General features: G+C 72.0%; 9 protein-coding genes. All 9 read right to left on the bottom strand.

Features of this window, described 5'->3' with window-relative positions; translation table 11 throughout:
* Positions 1–278: 278 nt before the first annotated feature.
* The 9 genes from Q1K26_RS12775 to Q1K26_RS12815 are packed head-to-tail and all read right to left on the bottom strand — an operon-like array spanning position 279 to position 17,128.
* Complete coding sequence (locus tag Q1K26_RS12775) at positions 279–3,269, bottom strand: SMC family ATPase (protein WP_300011089.1); 2,991 nt, start codon at positions 3,267–3,269, stop codon at positions 279–281.
* Complete coding sequence (locus Q1K26_RS12780) at positions 3,266–4,582, bottom strand: metallophosphoesterase (protein ID WP_300011091.1); 1,317 nt, start codon at positions 4,580–4,582, stop codon at positions 3,266–3,268. The genes Q1K26_RS12775 and Q1K26_RS12780 overlap by 4 nt, the downstream gene beginning before the upstream one ends.
* Positions 4,579–6,471 carry an ATP-binding protein gene (locus tag Q1K26_RS12785; RefSeq protein WP_300011094.1) on the bottom strand — a complete coding sequence of 631 codons (1,893 nt, stop codon included), beginning with the start codon at positions 6,469–6,471 and terminating at the stop codon, positions 4,579–4,581. Before Q1K26_RS12785 ends, Q1K26_RS12780 begins: the two co-directional genes overlap by 4 nt.
* Positions 6,468–7,421, bottom strand: a complete 954-nt coding sequence (locus Q1K26_RS12790) for a hypothetical protein (protein ID WP_300011097.1) — start codon at positions 7,419–7,421, stop codon at positions 6,468–6,470. Before Q1K26_RS12790 ends, Q1K26_RS12785 begins: the two co-directional genes overlap by 4 nt.
* Positions 7,414–7,794: a hypothetical protein gene (locus tag Q1K26_RS12795; RefSeq protein WP_300011100.1), complete on the bottom strand. Its 381-nt coding sequence runs from the start codon at positions 7,792–7,794 to the stop codon at positions 7,414–7,416. The genes Q1K26_RS12790 and Q1K26_RS12795 overlap by 8 nt, the downstream gene beginning before the upstream one ends.
* A complete protein-coding gene (locus Q1K26_RS12800) occupies positions 7,791–10,229 on the bottom strand; it encodes an AAA family ATPase (RefSeq protein ID WP_300011103.1) in 2,439 nt (812 codons plus the stop codon). Before Q1K26_RS12800 ends, Q1K26_RS12795 begins: the two co-directional genes overlap by 4 nt.
* Positions 10,230–10,231: 2 nt before the next feature.
* Complete coding sequence (locus tag Q1K26_RS12805; RefSeq protein WP_363320476.1) at positions 10,232–13,441, bottom strand: DEAD/DEAH box helicase; 3,210 nt, start codon at positions 13,439–13,441, stop codon at positions 10,232–10,234.
* Positions 13,407–14,723, bottom strand: coding sequence for an ATP-binding protein (locus Q1K26_RS12810; RefSeq protein ID WP_300011109.1), 1,317 nt, complete (start codon positions 14,721–14,723; stop codon positions 13,407–13,409). The genes Q1K26_RS12805 and Q1K26_RS12810 overlap by 35 nt, the downstream gene beginning before the upstream one ends.
* Positions 14,720–17,128: a TerB N-terminal domain-containing protein gene (locus Q1K26_RS12815; protein ID WP_363320477.1), complete on the bottom strand. Its 2,409-nt coding sequence runs from the start codon at positions 17,126–17,128 to the stop codon at positions 14,720–14,722. The genes Q1K26_RS12810 and Q1K26_RS12815 overlap by 4 nt, the downstream gene beginning before the upstream one ends.
* Between the last annotated feature and the right edge of the window lie 339 nt (positions 17,129–17,467).

Below are 17,467 nucleotides of genomic sequence, written 5' to 3' on the forward strand. Positions count from 1 at the left end.
GGCGGCCGCAGGCCGTCGCGCAGCGACACGGAGCGAAGCGGAGTGCCCTTGACCGTGAGGTCGGCCGTGCTAAGCCAAGGGCCGGCAGGCCCCGCCGCAGGCGGTCCACCATCGGTTTCTCGGCCCGCGCGGCCATGAGCGCAGATGGCTCGTCCGGGCATGTCTGGCGCGCAGAGCGCCTGTATCACGGTCGGTGGCTTGGTGAGCGCACAGAGTAGCGTCTCCTCGCAGCCCTTACGCCATACGGCCGAAGATCTGACCGACGGGCACAGGACCGGCTATCCGGTAGGACGGGAGCGTGCCTCGTCGACGAGGAGCGAATCGCACTCACTATGACTAAGCAGCCGGACACGGGAACCAAGCGCTTCGTCGCGCTCGACCATGAGGACCTGGTCGACGTGCTCGGCAACCTGCCGGACGTGCGACACCAGCGCAACGAGTTTGCCTTCGGCCGCGACTCCTCCGAGGGTGGTGAGCGCCTGGTCGAGCGCAGCCGAGTCCAGCGACCCGAAGCCTTCGTCGACGAACACCGCCTCCAGCCGCCCGCCGCCGCGTGTGGCGATCTCGACCAGTGCGAGGGCGAGGGCGAGGCTCGCTTGGAACCGTTCCCCGCCGGAGAGGGTGTCCGGTGCGCGCTGCTTGCCCGACCGCCGGTCGACCACCTTGAACTCCTCGGCGAAGCCGAACCGGTCCGCGGAGAGCTGGCGCAGCACGCGTGACGCCTCGATGAGCAGGGCGGTCTCGCTACGGCGGACGAGGTAGCCGATAAACCTGCCGTCGGTCAAGACCCCGCCCAGAGCGCCGAGCGTGGCGAGGAACGGGTCGGCCACGCCGAGGAACTCGTCGAGTGTCCGGGCCTGCTCGGCCTGGCGCCGTGCCTGCTCGAGGTCGGTCGACGCCTGAACGGCGCCCTGGCGGGCGGCGCCGGCCTCGCCCCGCAGCTCGACAACCGTTGTCGCCTGCGCGGCCCGCAGGATCTCGCGGCACTCGATGCGGGCGGTCTCGGCGTCCCGGTCATGCTTGTCGGTCGCGGTCGCCGCAAGTCCGAGCACCGCCAGTGCGACGTCGTCGAGTGCGCTCACCGCAGCCGCGATCTCAGCGACGGACTCGCCGGATCGGGCGGGCTCCTTGACCGCAGGCGGATCGTCGAGACAGGCGGTGACGGCAAGGACGGCAGTGCGCGCCCGCCGATCCGCGTCGACGACCGCGGTGAGCGGTCCGGTGACCGCAGCGGCTTCCCGGGTGTCGAGTCGGGCCAGCTCGGTCCGCGCCTGCTGCCAGTCAGCCTGCGCGGCGGTGACGGCGGCGAGGTGCTCGGCGTGCTCGGCGAGCGCTGCGGTCAGACGATCCGCGAGGCGGGTCAGGTCCGGCGCGGTCTCCCCGGGACGCCAGACCGCGGGCAGGTCGGCCAGGCGCCGCGCGAGTCCTTGAAGCTCAAGGTCGATCTCGTCAAGCTCGCGTCGGCGGCTGGCACGCTCGGCGGACCAGCGGGAGCGCCGCCCCGCGAGCTCCTCGCGAGCGGCGGCCACCGAAGCGTCTGCGGTGTCGGCTGCGTGCTCGGTGTCGGCCGCGCGCTCATTCGCTGCCGCAACGGCGGCGACCAGGTGGGCGACGACGTCCTCCGCCCTCGCGCCCACGACCGGGAGGACGCCGGTCAGCGCGCGAACGTCGGCGGCAGCAGAATCTGCGGTCGCGCGAGCCTCGTCCGATCGTCTCGCCACGTCCTCGGCCTGCGCCTCCAGGGTGACGAGCGCCTCACGGCGGCTGTTGGCAGCCGACCGGCGCTGGTCGACCGTCGCAGCGACCGCGCCCAGCCTGGCCTCGGCGGCTTCGAGATCCTCCGACACCGGTGGAATGAAGTCGACGGACAGCGGCCTGGCGCAGATCGGGCAGGCGTCGCCCGGGCCACATCCGACAGCGGCGTGTGCGGCGGCGTCGGCGCGCGCCGCCTCGTCCCGCCGCGCCAGCGCGGTCTCATGGGCCTGCTGTGCTTCGACCTGTTGCTGCGTGGCGGTGTCCGATTGGGTTCGGGCATCGGCGGCCTGCCCCGCCAACCCGAGGGCCACTGCCTGCGCCGACTCGGCCGCTGCGTTACGCTCGATCCACTGGCGCAACGCCCGCCGTGCTTCGGCCTCGGCAGCCAGAGCTTCCTGCAGCCGCGTACGTGCCTCACGCGCACGAGCCCTCGCCTCGCCCGCGGCGAGCACCAACTCGTGGTCGACCTCGGCCGGTGGCGGGTCGGCCTCCAACTCGTCGAGTTCGGCTCGGGTCTCGTCCCGCTTCGTGGTCAGGTCGGGCAGCGCGGTCGCCGCGAACCGGAGCAGGTCGCGGCCGGTCACGGCAGCGTCGCGGTCGCCGAACCCGGCCAGAATCTCGTCTGCGGCCGTGCGGGCCTGCGCCTCGGCGGAAGCTGCGACGTCGATCTCCGTGCGGCACTCAGCCCGCCGGGCCTCGATCCCGTCCAACTCTCGACCGATGCGATCGGCGTCGGTGCGGCTCCGGCCCGCTAGCGACAGGCGGGCATGCTCAACAAGGCCGCGAAGCCGGTGTGCGGCCGCGCCGGCCTGCTCGGCGGCGCGGTTCGCCTGCTCCGCAGCCTCGGCCTGGTCGTGCAGCTCGGCGGCCCGCCGCTGTGCCGCGGCCAGTGCCGCGTCCGAGTCAGCGACCGCAGCCTCTGGATCCGGGGGCAGCCCCAGACGCATCCCGCGGCGCAGCTCGGCCTCGCCGTTCCAGCCTCGAGCGAGGCGGTCCACCTCGCCGCGCACGAGATCGAGCGACTGGAGCCGAAAGATCCCCTTCAGGATGTCAGTGCGCTCGGACTTGGTGGCCTGCAGCAGCTTCTCGAAGCGGCCCTGGGGCATGACCACGGCCCGGAGGAACTGTTCGCGGTTCAGACCGATCAGCTCGGTGACTCGGCGGGTGACGAGGTCAGCACCGTCGACCTTCGCACCCGTCGTCGCCGACTCCAGCTTGTGGGTAGGCGGGCCGCCCCGCCGTCGGCGGGCTCGGGTGACCCGCCACTCGTCGCCACCCACCGCGAACGTGAGCTCCACGCGGATCTGTTCGGCGCCGTCCGAGATGAGGTCGACGACGTCACGTCCGGACCAGGTCGACGACCCGTAGAGCGCGAAGCACATCGCCTCGATAATGCTGGACTTGCCCGCGCCGGTGTCACCGATCAGGGCGAACAGCGACAGCTCGGAGAAGTCGACCTCTTGCGGGGAACGGTACGAGCGCACACCGTCGAGCACGATCCGGACCGGCCTCACGGGGCCTGCCTCGACAGCGCGTCCAAATGGACATCCTCGCTGATCACAGGGTGGTCGCCGATCTCGACGGCGGCCAGCAGCTCGTCGAACAGCCCGGTCATCCGGTCCGGGTCGGCTCGCCCGACGAGCGCGGCACCATCCGTGGCGAGGTAGCGCCTTAAGGCTTGTCCGACCGTCTCCTCGGCGTCCGCGGCAGGTGCGGACTCGTCGAGCGTCAGCTCGGCTGGGCGACGGGCGTCGATCACTCCCACGATCGTGGCCGTCGGCAGCGCCGCGCGGACCGCGGCGGAGAGCGAGGCGACGTCCTCGCCGGGGTCAGCGGCCAGGTCGGGCTCGACGGTCACCTCACAGATGGCGTCGCCCAGCTCGTCGGCGCACGCCGCCAGCTCCGTGAGCGTCCCCCGCGGGCGCCGCAGCCGCCGGCCCGCCGTGATCGGCAACGTGGTCATGCTCGGGTACGTCGCGGGTTCCAGGTCGGCCACGACGACGACCTTGTCCTCGGCCTCCTCGCCGAAGTCGACCTCAAGCAGGCTGCCTGCGTATCGGCCGCGTCCGCCGGGCAGGTCCTGTGGGCGGTGAATGTGCCCGAACGCCAAGTAGCCGTATCCCGTCAGGTGCGTCGGGTCGGCCGCGTAGTCCGCCGAGACGTGGATCTGCCGCTCCGACGACAGCCGCGCGCCCTCGACGTGCAGGTGCGACGCCCATACCGCCACCTCCGACGCCGGGTCCATGCCCTCGCGAACGGCCGCCGTGATCTCCTCGGCGATGGTTCTGATCTTCTCCGCGTATGTGGCGTTGGCGATCGCCAGCTCGTCGAACTCCTTGATCAACCGGTTCGAGTGGACGAACGGCAGGCAGCCGAGCCGGATGTCGGGCCCGTCGGCGACCCGGTATCGGGCAACCGCACCGGTGTCGGGCAGGCAGGGCTTGCCCAGGAGCCGAACTCGCTGCGTGCAATGGGCGCGGTGGTCCCACCTGCCCGCGCCGGGTTCGCCGACCGCTTCGGCGAGCACTCGGAACAGCCCCTCCGAGTCGTGGTTGCCGGCGATCACCACGACGGGTGCGACCTCACCCAGCCGTCGCAGGGCGAGCAGCGCGCGCAGCATGTCGTCGTAGCCGGGACGGACGCCGTCGAAGAGGTCGCCGGTGTGCAGGATCAGGTCGGGCCGGGCGGCGTCGGCGACCGCGACGACCTGAGCGATCGCGGCGTCGTGGTCGCGGCCTCGGGACTCGCCGCGGCAGGTCACACCGAGGTGCCAGTCGCTCGTGTGCAGCACCCGCGCCGCGCCGGTGGGCCGCTCGCGGACCTTCACATGTCCTCCAGCAGCTGGCGGGCCTCGGCGCGGCGAGCCGGGTCGGCGGCTACTTCGGCAGCGCGGGTGGCATAGGGCGGGAACGGGAACCGGACGGAGATCGGGGCGGGGATGAGCGGCTGTGAGGTGATCATCGTGCCGGGCGCGACGAGCTGGGCCCGCGCACGCATCTCAGCGGGCAGGAAGCCGAGCTCGGCGGCCTCTTGTGCCCGGATCTGTCCGACGACGTGCAGTGCGGCGTTGCCGGTGATGTTCGGGTCGACCCCGGACGGGTTCTGCTGGGCGCCCAGCAGCAGCACGCCGAGGCTGCGCCCCCGGCCGGCAATGTCGACCAGCAGGTGCTTGATCGGGGAACGGCCTTGACGAGGCGCGTACTTGTTCAGCTCGTCGAGCAGGACCCAGGTCTTCCCGGCCGCGGCCGACGACTCGTGGTCGCGCCACACGGAGGCGAGTACAGCGCCGACGACGAACCGCTGCGCGTCCTCGTGCAGCGCGTGCACGTCCACCACCGAGATCGCCGCCCCGCGATCGACCGCGGTCAGGCCCGCCGCGATCAGCGGGCGCAGCCGCGGTTCAGCGCCCCACAGCCGACGGACGAACGCCTGTGCGGTGCCGGGCATGACGCCGCCCGTCCACGCCGGGTCGAAACCGGGGCCGTCGAGCACCTTGTCGGCGACGAACTCGACCAGCCCGGCGAAGTCCTCCACCACCACCCCCGCGCTGCCCGGCTGCGGACGCCGCGTCCTGCGGCGCGCGCGTTCCCAGGACATGGGGACTTGCTCGCCGACCGCGGCGGGTTCGGCGAGCACGACACGCCCCTCGCTGTCGCCGTCGAGCGGGTAGGTGTAGCGCAGCAGCTGCAACCGCACGACCTGCTCGACGAAGCTGAGCTGGCCGGTGTCCAGGTCGTCGAAAACGTAGTCGAGCAGCCCTGCCCTGACGAACTCCCATGGCGTCCAGCCGTAGATGGTCACGGTGCGCCGGTCACGGGTCCGGACGTTCGCCACGCGCGTGCCGCGCTCGTCCTCCTCGGATCGGGGCGCGTACACCCGTACGTGCCGGAACGGCCCGACCTCCGGCAGACCGAGGCGGGCCCAGCCGACCTGTGCCTCGCGGGCCTGGTCGGTGTCGGCGAAGAAGGCGGTGTTGGGCCGATCCAGGTGCAGCAGATCCTCGCCCTTGACGCTAAAGACGACCGCTCGGTCCCCAGCGGCGCCCGGGCCGCGGACCTGCGCCCCGTATCGGGTCTCGAACAGCAGGTACAGCAGGAACAGCGCGTAGCTGGTCTTCGTCGCCACCCCGGACTTGCCCGAGATCGAGACGTGCCCGCCCTTGTCGCCGTTGATGAAGCTGAATGCCACGTACACGGGCGCGCCGGACAGGTCCAACCCGAGCGGTAGCCGCTCGCCGGCGTCCATCCGGTCCAGGAACAGCGCTCGGTCCCGGTGGACCCCGGCCGCGCGCCAGACAGAGGCTCCGGACAACGGCGGCAGGAAACGCTCGGGCACGGTGCGCAACCACTGCACCTCGGCGCGGCGGTACCGCTCGCCGGGGAGCGTGGCCGCGGCGAGCCGGGCGGTGTCCGATGCCAGTTCCGCACCCTCGATACGCCCGGTGACCTCGACGACGACGCCGTAGTGGTGCAGCGCCGAGCCGTCCGCGAGCCGCTGCGCGGTGACGACCAGCTCGTCGAGCGCGATGTCGCAGCCCGGGTCGACGACGACGTGGCTGCGCTGGGTCGTGGAGTCCATCGAAGCGTCGACGAGCCCCACTACGGCGTCGTCAGGAATGTCGCCGAGTCCGGCCAAGACGCCGCGGTCGGCGTCGGCCCATGGTGTGCCGGGCGCGACGATAGGGGACAGCTCAAGCGGCTGCGGTTCAACGGTCATCGGACTGCTCCTTCTCGCTGGGCGGCCACGGCGTCTCGGGCGACCCGCGTCGCGAGCCGGGACGAGCCCAGCCGGCGCCCGAGCGCGATCTCCAGAATCCGGACGGGGGTCAGGTTCTGCGGTGCCCGCGGGTCGCGATGGCGCACACCCGCGTGGCCCGGCAGCACGCCAGTAAGCCGGTCAGCGGCCTCGACCGACGCATCGAGGCCGAACTCCGCCGGGAACTCCAGCCGGACTATGCCGCTCCACGGGGATCCCACCGGCCCGGGCGCGCCGATCCGCGCGTAGCAGGTGTACCGGTCGGCGCCGACGGACCATATCGGGCAGCGCTCACCGACATCGAGGCTCGGCAGCCGCACGTGCTGATCGTCGGGAAGCAGTCGGCGGTGGTGGGTCTTCACGTAACCGGCGACCATCTTGGTCAGGGCGCGGGTCCGGTTGAGCGGTCCGTCGAGCACCACCAGCCAGCCGGTGCCGGACAGCTCCTGCGCGAGTTCGGCTTCGGCGTCGCGCATCGCGTCCTGCAGCGCCGCAAGTGGCTTGCCGGGGTCAGAGCTAGCGATGGAGTGCGACCGCCAGTGGATACCGCTGCGGGGTCCGAGGTCGCCGGTCCGCCCGCCGCCCCACACGCAGAGCCGCCCCACACGCTCGGCAACGACCCGGGCGGGCCGGTACGGCTCGGTGACGGTCGCGCCGACAGCGTATGAGCCAGCGATGCCGCGGTGGGCCTCGCCGGTGGCCCGGTCGATCTGCCACAAGCCGAGGTCGACGCGGCGGGTGCCGTCGACGAATGCCAACGGCAGCGGCGCCGCCGCACCGGGTCGTCGGGCGGTGAACGTCGCCGACTCGGTTGGCTCGACGGCGGCGGTGCCGTCTAGCTCGAAGGTCGACGGGGGCTCGTAGCTCGGTGCCCAGTCCTCGGCGAACAGGTCGAACCCGCGGTCAGCCATGCCCACCTCCGGATCGGGCCGCCACGTCAAGGCGGGTCACGATGTCGGACGTCTCGGCGAGCCAGCCGCGCAGCTCGGCCACGGTCGGCGCCAGGTCGTAGTGATGGTGGTGTCCGGCCCGGCTCAGCGCGCTCCACAGCTGAACTACCCGGTACTGGGTCGCCTGGTCCAGCACGACGCCGAGGGCGAGCAGCTGGCTGCGCTTCGAGCAGCGTCGCACCTCGGGGCTGCGCGCAAGCCACAGCGCGTCCAGTGAATGCTCCAGGGCGAGGCGGATCAGCCACACCGCGCACCGCGGCCAGACGCCGGCCAGCATCGGCCCGTCGAGCAGGCGCTCCGCGTGCTCCAGGCGCAGCCGGGCCCCGGCGATCATGTGCGCACCCAGCCGACGAGCCGCCGGACGTCATCGACCAGCGAGCCGAGGTCTCCGCCGTAGCCGCCGGCGTGGGCCCCCCTGATCACCGCCGGCAACGCTGATGCCCAGCGGCCCTCACGGGCCAGCCGGTCCTTGAGGTCGCCCACCCGGTCCGGGTCGTCGAACACCGCCAGCGCCAGCTTCTTGCGGGTGGTATCGGCCGCAGAGAGGGCGTCCTCGACGTCGTCATGCCGGTCACCGCGAGCGAACCGGACCGCCCGCACCTTCGCGTGTGCCGCTGCCTCCACGGCGCCGCGACAGCAGCTGGCTACCACCTCGCGCCGAAGCTCCTCCGGCATGGCACGATCGTTGATCACCGCCCGGGCGTCGGAGAGGTACCGCAGGACCGGGTCGACGCTGGGCACCAGCTCCACCCGCGACCGCTCGCGGCGCTGCACCTCCCAGATTGTCGGAGGGTGTGGCAGTCGCCGGACGGCGTCGGCGAGCCGGTCGTCGTGGCTGAACACCACGACCTGCCGCGCCTGCGCGACCTCGGCCAGCACCCGGGCCAGGCCCTCGACCTTCGCCGGGTCCATCGCCTGCACCGGGTCGTCGATGACCAGGAACCGAAACGGGCTCTCGGATACCGTGGCACGCGGTAGGAACAGTGACAGTCCCAGCGCGTGCAGCTCGCCTTGGCTCATGACGGACAGGGCTGCGGTGTGCGTGCCGTCCACGGTGACGTCGAGGACGAGCTTGCGCTGGTTGCCGCTGCCGGTGAGTTGGAGCGCGCCCAACTCGATGCTGCTCTCCTGGCGAAGCTCCTGCCACACCTTCTGGGACGCCTCGGCGAACGGGGCGATGCGCTCGTCGCGCAGCGTGCCGGCCGCCGTCTTAAGCCACGTCTCGGCCTTCTTGATCTCGTCGAGCCGGGTTGCTTCGGCCGCCACCGTGCGCGCGTCATCATGCCACGTCGATAGGCGGGCGGCGGCGGGCTTCCACGCCTGGTCGAGGCGAACGATCTCCGTCCGGGCGGACACCTGTGCATCGGCGAGCGCGGAGCGGAGCGGCGGGTAGGAGCGCTCGATGGCATCGGCAAGTGCGGCTGGTTCAGGTGTCCGCCGAGCTTCGTCCCATTGCTGCCAGACCGAGACGACGTCGTCGGGGTCGATGGCGGTGGGCGGCCGCCGGAGCACCGACGGGACGGGTGCGACGAGTCTGCGTGCGGCGTCGACGGCGTCGTCGAGGCCGTGGCTCGCCTGCCGCAGCTTCTCGGTCAGTGTGCGCAGGCGGTTAAGGTCAGCGTCGGCTCGCTCCCGCCAGCCGGCGTCGAGCCGTCCGTCGCCGCACACCGGGCACGGCACGTCGCCGTGCGCGCGGTGGTGCTCGAGCGCCCGGTGCAGCAGTTCGGCGACGCCGCGGGTGGCGGCGGCATCGCCGGTGGTGGCGACGGCGACGGCCTCGAGCGCCGAGCGCACGTTCCCGACGGCGGCGTCGATCTCGGCCGGCTCGGGGACGGCGACCGCGATCAGTTCCCGCAACCGGCCGAGCTCGGCGAGGTCTGCGTCGTCGCCGAGGGCGAGCTCGGCGACGGCGTCGAGGTCGGGTGTCCGGGCCCCCACGAGGGCCTCGGCGCGCCGCGCCCGCTCGTCGTCGACCTCGGCGAGGGCGGCCAGCAGGCCGGTCCGCGTCTCGCGCAGCGCCTTGACCCGGTCCTCGTACGGCTTGCGGCGGAGCTTGAGCCGGTCCCGCGCGTCGTCCAGGTCAGTGAGGCCGAGCAACCCGTGCAGGGCATCATGCAGCTCGCTCGGCCGGCGGTCGAGCAAGGCCCCGAGCTCGCCGTAGGACAGCACCGGGCGGTGCCGACGGAGATCGGGCAGCCAGCCGGAGTCGATCGGCATTCGCCGGCCGCCGGGCGGCTGGTACGTCCACGTGACGTCGTCCAGCTCGGCGCCGGGCTCCCAGCGCATCCGCAGCGTCGTCGGCCCGGCCCGGCCCGCGGCTACGACATCGACTTCGATGGTCGTGCCGTCGTCGGTGTGCAGGTTGCGCCAGCCGTCGCGCCACAGCGCCTGGTTGTGGCTGCGGTCGCGCCAGCGGCTGCTATCGCCGGTCAGCGCCAGCTCGGCGGCCTCGGCGAAGCTGGACTTGCCCGACCCGTTGCGGCCGGTGACGACCGTCAGCCCGGGGCCCGGCGGCAGGTCGAGCGACACCACCGGTGCGATGCCGCGAAAGCCGTGCACCCGCACGGCCCGCAGGTGCAGGTCCCGCAGCCCGCCCGCAGGTTCGGCATCGGCCGAGGCAGCAGGCGCCGACTGCCCAACGAGCGCGGCGTCCAGCGCCGAATCCCCTTCGACGGCGGCGAGGACTAGTTCCTGGACCGGGCCCGGCAGCGTGGACTCGGCCACCCGGTGCAGCAGCAGTTCCAGCAGCGATACACCTGGCTCGGCCACGGTCAGCTCCTCCCGTTCTTGCCTAGCCGGGCAGCCAGCACGTCGCGGTCGGCCGGACCCAGTTCGTCGAGGAAGCAGGCGTGCAGCTCGTCAATGCGGGCGGCGGAGAGGCCCCAGGTCTGCGCGACCTCCCGCACCGTCGCCAGGTCGTCGTCGGTCAGCACGCCATCGGCGAGGACGCGGTCGAGGACGTCGAGGTACGCGTCGCCGCGGGTGTCTCCGGTGCGGGCCGCGCGGGTGCGGGCGACGAGGCCGGCCGGTCCGAGGGCGTGCGCTTGTCGTCGGGCGGCGGTCTCCTGCGCGACGTCCGGGCTGTGCGGCCGGGGACGCAGCGGTGGCCCGGCCGCAGACCGGCGGGCCCGCGGATGCGGCAGGTCGAGCGGGTGGCAGCCCAGGTCCGCTAAGGACATGCGGTGGGTGCGGGCGCGCGTCAGGTAGATCGCGAGCAGCCGCGCGGCCGCGATGGCATCTCCGAGGGCCTCGCGCCGGTCGCCGACGTCGATGCCCTCCGCGGCGCAGCAGTCCGCGATACGACGCGAGGGTTCCGCCCCGACCAACTCGGCGAGTTCCAGGGTGCACAGCGCCGGCCACAGCGGAAGCTGATACCCCGCCAGCTCCAGTTCGGCGACGAGGAACCCGAGGTCGAAGCGGGCGTTGTGAGCGACGACCACCGCGCCGTCGAGCTGGGCGAGAAGACGGTCGGCGACCTCGGCGAAGCGTGGCGCCCCGGCGACATCGCCACCGGTGAGGCCGTGGACGTGGGTCGGGCCGGGGTCGCGTTCGGGGTCGAGAACGGTGGTCCATTCGCTCTCGACCGTCCCGTCCGGTCCGGTCCGGACGACGGCGATCTCGACTATTCGGTCGTCGCGATGCGGCGCGATCCCGGTCGTCGCGACGTCGACGACCGCGAACGGCGTGCGGCCCAGCTCGGCCTGCCGCGACACGACGACCGGCACGGCACCTGCGTCGCACCTCGGAGCCGGTGTGTCGGCAAGCCGGGCGAGCGCGTCCCAGGCACCGCGCACGTCGAGGCTGCGCGCGGCGTAGCCGAGGGAGAGCAGCTCGTCGGTGAGGTACCGGTCGTGCTTGTCGGCCTCCTTGATCGCCACCCCAGCGGCCAGCTCGACAGGGTCCGGCTCGGGCCCGGCGCCAAGCTCACGCAGGAGGTGCCACAGCCCAAACGGGTTGGTTCCGCGGACAGTGAGGGCCGCGCCGTCCTGGCCGACCTCAAGGCCGTGCCCAGCGAGCACCACGGCAAGCGTGTTCACGATCCGGTCACCGCGGAAGGGGAAGAGCAGCGTCTCCTTTCCCCAGCCGACGATCGGGGACTCGGCGAGCCGCATCCGCGCGAAGGCGGCTCGGCCCTCGCCGAGGAGCTCCTGCGCCACGCGGTCGAGGTAGATCGGCACGTCGTCGCCGCAGTAGATGCGAACCATGCGGCGGCGGACCTCGTCGGAGACCTCTGCACCGCCGCCGGTGAAGGCCGGGGCACGCCCACCGGACGATCGGGCGAGGTCGATGACCTTCTCCTGTGGGTGGACGTCGAGCACCTGCCAGCGCCGCCCTCCAAATATCAGCAGCGTGCCGGCGGCCACCGGGAAGTCGACCGGCAGCGTGCCGAGGGTGCGCCCGCCGGTGACGAGGCGGTACTCCTCGGCTGTGTGGAACGCCGTGTAGAAGCTGTAGTGGTTGACCAGGCGCTCACCGGCCACGCCGGTCAGCAGCAGCCCGTCCGCGGCCTGGCTGATCAGGTCGGCGGCGTGCATCGCTCGCAGCAGCGCGAGGAACGTGCGCCGGTCGACCCGGGCGAATGGGCCGTGGCCGCACAGCACGGAGTGCAGCGCGTCCGCGCGGGCGCCGCTGCGCTGGGCGATCACCGACAGCATCTGCTGGACCAGCGTGGACAGGTGCAGGGCGGCGACGTCAGGCGGTTCGTACCACTGCTCGAGCAGCAGCTCGACCATCGCCGCTGTCTGCACCAGCTCCGTGCGCAGCACGTCGGCCGGCGGTGTCCGCGCTGTCAGCTCGGGCTCGGAGACATAGAGCCGCAGGACGGCCGCCTCGCCGTCTCGGCGACCGGACCGGCCGAGCCGCTGGCGCAGGCTCGCCACGGTCGGCGGTGTCCCCACCTGCGCAACCGAGTGCACCGACCCGATGTCGATGCCCATCTCAAGGGTGGACGTGCAGATCGCCGACACGGGCGTCGCCGGGTCCTTGAGGCGGGCCTCGACGTGCTCGCGCAGTTCCTTGGCGAGATTGCCATGGTGTGGCAGGAACGTGTTCGGGATGGCGTGCTCGGCGGCGCGGCGGCCGAGGAGATCGGCGTACTCCTCGACGTCCGAGCGGGAGCGGGCGAACACCAGGTTGTCGGTGCCGCGCAGCGTCCGGAACAGGTGGTCCGCGATCGCCGCCTTGTCCCGCGGCTCCTCGTCGTCGGTCCGCGGCCGGCCGGGATCGGTGGCGACGTGGCCGCGCAGCAGCAGCTTCAGCTCGCGGCCGTCGTCGGCTCCGTGGATCACCTGTACGGCGTCGCCGCGACCCGGGCGCAGGAACCCTGCGGCGGCGGTGAAGTCGCCGAGCGTCGCCGAAAGCGCGATACGCGGCAGGGTGCGCCGGACGAGCAACTCGACGCGGTGCAGCAGCGACTGGAGCTGCGCCCCGCGCTCGGTGCCGATGAACGCGTGGAACTCGTCGACGACGACGTAGCGCAGGCCACCCAATACGGCGCCGACCTTCGTGCCCGACGTGACGAACAGCGCCTCCAGGGACTCGGGAGTGATGAGCAGCAGCCCGTCCGGGGCCCGCCGGAGCGCGGCCTTCCTCGATCCGGGGACGTCACCGTGCCAGCGGTGCACCGGCAGGTCCAGCGGCTCGCACAGCCGGCTCAACCGGTCGTGCTGGTCGTTGATCAGCGCCTTGAGCGGGGCGACGTAGAGCGCTTTGACTCCGGCGCGGCCACGCCCCTGCTCTGCGTCGCGCAGCAGGGCGGTGCAGATCGGCAGCCACGCCGCCTCCGTCTTCCCGGCGGCCGTGGCGGCCGTGATGATCACGTCCTGGTCACCAGCGAGGATCGGAGTCGCGGCGTGTTCTTGCGCCTCGTGGAGCCGCCGCCACCCCTGCTCGTGGATCCACCGCCGGATCCGGGGGTGCAGCGCCTCGTAGGCCGACGACTGGGCGTCAGAGTTTGACGGTGGCGAGGTCATCGTCCCCATCGTCCGAATAGTCCAGCGGTTCGAGGTCAGGGTCGACGTCAACCGGGATCTCGACGCGCCCGAGGTGGGCCGGCCAGTCGGTGCCCGGGTTCTGCTCCAGGACGGCGAGCAGGTTGAGGAACCCGGTGATCGTGTGCCGCGGTGTCCGGTGGAAGGCGTCGCCGAGGCGCTGCGCGCAGTGCTGCATATAGGCGGTCAGGGCCTCGTCCGGGACGAGGTACGCGGACTCGTCCCCGGCGGCGTAAAGGTGGCGCAGCTTGATAAGCAGGACGTAGTAGTCCTCGGGCGTGAGGTTCGCCAGCCGCAACACCGGGCCGGAGTGGTCGACGAGCCCGCCGGTGGCGAAGCTGTTCTCTGCGAGCCGAGACTGCAGCGCCGGGTAGGAGTAGAGGCCGCGACGAGTGTCGAGCAGGAAGTCGGGCGTGCCGCCGAAAAGGAACCCGAGGTGGGCGGCGCTGCCCTGCAGGCTGTCGTTGACGATGCGCAGGATCTGCTCGTAGTTGCCGTTGCGAGCCTGGGTGTTGGCGAGCTTGTAGAGATTGACCATCTCGTCGAGGCAAACCAGGAGGCCGTCGTAGCCGGCGAAGGTGACGAACCGGGCCATGAGCTTCAGATGGTCGTAGAATCCGGCGTCGTCGATGATCGTGCGGACGCCGAGGGCGTTTCGCGCGTCGGTGCGGGTGCTGAACTCCGCGCGGAGCCACCGCACTGCGTCGCTGGTGAGCTGCTCGTTGCCGGTGTCGTGGCCCTGCCAGTACCGCGCGACGACGTCGGCGAAATCGTAGCCGCCGGTCAGCTCGGTGAGTGCGGCTAGGCGTTCGCGGATCACCGCCTCTGCGGGCACCCCCTGCTCCCGGGCCTGGGCGACGGCCTGACCGACAAAGCGCTCGATGACGCTCGGCAGCGCCGCACCGTCGGGCTTTGCCCGAGTGGCCAGGTTGCGCATCAGCTCGGCGTACAGGCTGCGGGCCTGGCCGCCGGTGGCCTGCAGCCGCCGGTCCGGGGAGAGGTCCGCGTGCACGGTGACTAGCCGCTTCTCCAGCGCGACGGACCGCACCAGGTTGAGGAAGAAGGTCTTCCCGGCGCCGTAGTCGCCGATGACGAATCGGCTGCCCGACCCGCCATCGGCGATCCGGGTGATGTCGGCGAGCAGCGCCTGCACCTCGGCCACGCGCCCGACCTGGATGTGGGCCTGCCCGACGCGCGGCACCGTGCCGGCCCGCAGCGATTGGATCACCGCGTCGCGCTCGCGGGGACGAATGGGGGTGGTGGCCTGGGTCATCGCAGCAGCTCCTGTAGTGCTTCGGGATTCAGCTCGATTTCGTCGTCGCCCTCGGCGACGGGTTCGCCGCATGCCTCGAGCGCGGCGTCGTTCATCACGTCGAGGGCGCCGGCTGGCAGGACGCCGAACTGTTGTGCAAGTGCGACGTAATCGGCCTGGCTCCACGCCGGCCGGGCTGCCATCGCGCGGAGCAGGCCGCTGTGCGCGGAGTCCAGGCCCGCCACTGGATCCGTCCCCGGCCTCTCGTCAATCGGGGCCAGTGGTTCGTCCTCTGTGAAAATGTCCGCGAGCAGCGCCGACACCTGCGCGGTCTCGGCGAGCTTGGCCGCGATCGCCGCCTCATCTAGGACGAGCCCTGCCTGAGCCTGCCGATGCGTCGCGGCCGGTATGGCATAGCCGGCCGATCCGGCGCGCGCGGGTCGGACCGTGACGGGGTCCGTGGCCGGCGCTGGTCGGGCTGCGGTGAGCCGTTGGTGCAGTCGTGCCGGAACGCTCTGCGGATCCAGCCCAAGCAGCTTGTAGATCTTGGTCAGGGTACGGACCTCTCCTGGGGAGATCACTCCGTCCGCCACGGCCACGGTGAGGAGGAAGTCGCCGATCGCGGCGCCCTGGGCGACGTCGAGCACCCCGAGCCGCTTCTTCAAACCGGTGAGCTTCACCTCCGACACCAGCAGCCAGTCCAGGTGGGCCTCCAGTCGCCGTCGCTCCGCCCCAGTGAGATGCAGCGCGGACTCGAGGTGTCGCAGGAGATGGTCGTGCTCGTCCGGAGTGACCGAGCCGTCGGCCGCGCCGACCGCCACCGCGAGGTGCATCAGCGTCGTCGCGGCGGCGTAGGCAGGTGAAGCGACATGCGGCGCGTCCGCGTCAATGCGGAACAGAACAGCGGGACCGGGGGCGAGTGGGGGGCCAAGGAGGCGGACGTCCGGTTCGACCCCGACCCCGAGCCTGCCGAGCAGCTGGGCGAACGACACCGCCTCAGCGCGCGTCATCTTGTCTGGCCGCGCGGTCGGCCAGTGCTCGATCAGCTCGGCTGCATTGACCGGGACGCGGTCCCGCCCGCCCAGCCGCTGATCCAGCCAGGTCCGCAGGACGTTGAGTTCGGCGCCGGCATGGCCGATCAGCTCGTTCGGCAGCAGCGCCGCGGCCGCAAGCGTGCCCCGGCCCTCGGGATGGCGACCTAGCCAGCGGCTGTAGGGGTCGAGTTCACCGGTCACAGCATCGACGAGCTGTGCGAGTTTGCGGGTCGGCGCCGCCTGTTCGAGCACGTCGGGCACGTCGGGGAGCTCGACGTGGCGTGAGGGGATGCCGGCGCTCGCCGGCCGGTAATAGAGGCCGAGGCGGGTGCGCCCCGCGCGCGGACGAAGTCCTGGCTGCGGGTAGCGAATGCGGAAAAGGGCGTCGAACTCCTCCCGACACCGGGTCTGGGGCGTCCGGGCATAGATGCTCGGGTGGTACCACGCCCAGGCCAGTGCCCAATCGGCCGGCACCGGCCGACCGTGCTGGGCGAACCAGCCGAGCCCGGCTCGCAGCGCGACCGGCGCCTCCCAGTGTTGCGGCGCGCGCTCGGGCGGCGGGCCGGCTGCCGTCGCAGGCGGGTCGAGGTCGAGCATCGCGAGCAGCTCCAGGAAGCTGCTGGCGTAGGAGCCGAACGACCTATTCTCGCCGTAGACCTGGAGGAGCCGGCACACCTCGGCGGTCGCCGCAGGGACCCCGTGGCGCAACGGCGCATGCCGCGGCGCGTCGATCAGCACCAGCCGCTCCAGGCCGTAGAAGTACAGGAACACGTAGCCGATGTAGGCGCGCGGATCCGAGCGGCCGCCGGCGAGCCATGCCAGGTAGGCCGCGCGGCAGGCCGGTGGAATCGTGCTGTACGACGGCCAGTAGTCCATCCCCTGACCGCAGAGATCGGGGTTGCGTTTGTTGATCCGCAGCGCCGGATCGATCAGCGCGGGCTCCACATCGCCCGTCGCGGCGCGCAGACCAGAACCGACATACAGCATTCCGCCTGGAATCGCGTACCCGCCGACTTCCATGTCCTGACCGCTGGGGATCCACCTGGCCCTACCACCGACCGGGATCCCGGTCGCGACGGCAGGACGAACGGGCGGCCGCTGCGGCACGGATGCAGGCCGATCCCGAGGCGCGCTCTGCAATGGGGGCGTGTTCCGGGCGGGAGCCGCCGGGGTCGCGTGCTCGCTCGATGGCCGGGGCGGTGTCGGAACGGCGAAAGTCGGCTCTGACGCTGTCAGCGGGGACGTCGGGGGTGCTACCTGCGGGATTGCGCGGCTCGGCTGGGGCCTGGGCGCGACGTGTGCCGGTGCCGCGACTGGTCGGGCAAATGGTTGCGTCGGCGGCTCCGCCTGGCGCCGTGACCGTCGACGGCGCAGTCGATCAAACCAACCCACGTCGGGAAACCCCCCGGAACCGTTCGCGTGCGCAGCGTGATGATCGCCACTCTAAAGGTATCGTTTGCGACTCCGCATCGTTACCGAGGCATCTGCGCAGAGCCGCTTTTCACCTGTCCGGGCGACACCACAAAGGCGCGCGACGCCCTGTTCGCGGGTTTCGCGGGGCGTCGGCAGTAGCCGGGATGTCCGGCCGCCATCTAGGTGGCTGGTGTCTTTCGCGTGGCGGTCGCCCGGTCCGGCGGCCTGATGCGGGAGGATCGGTGGGTGACGCTGGGGCGTGCTGATCATCAGGGTGATTTGTTCGACGAGGTGGCCCGGTTCTGTGAGGAGACGCTG

This window comes from Pseudonocardia sp., from assembly GCF_029263155.1.
In the GTDB taxonomy this organism is placed as follows: domain Bacteria; phylum Actinomycetota; class Actinomycetes; order Mycobacteriales; family Pseudonocardiaceae; genus Pseudonocardia.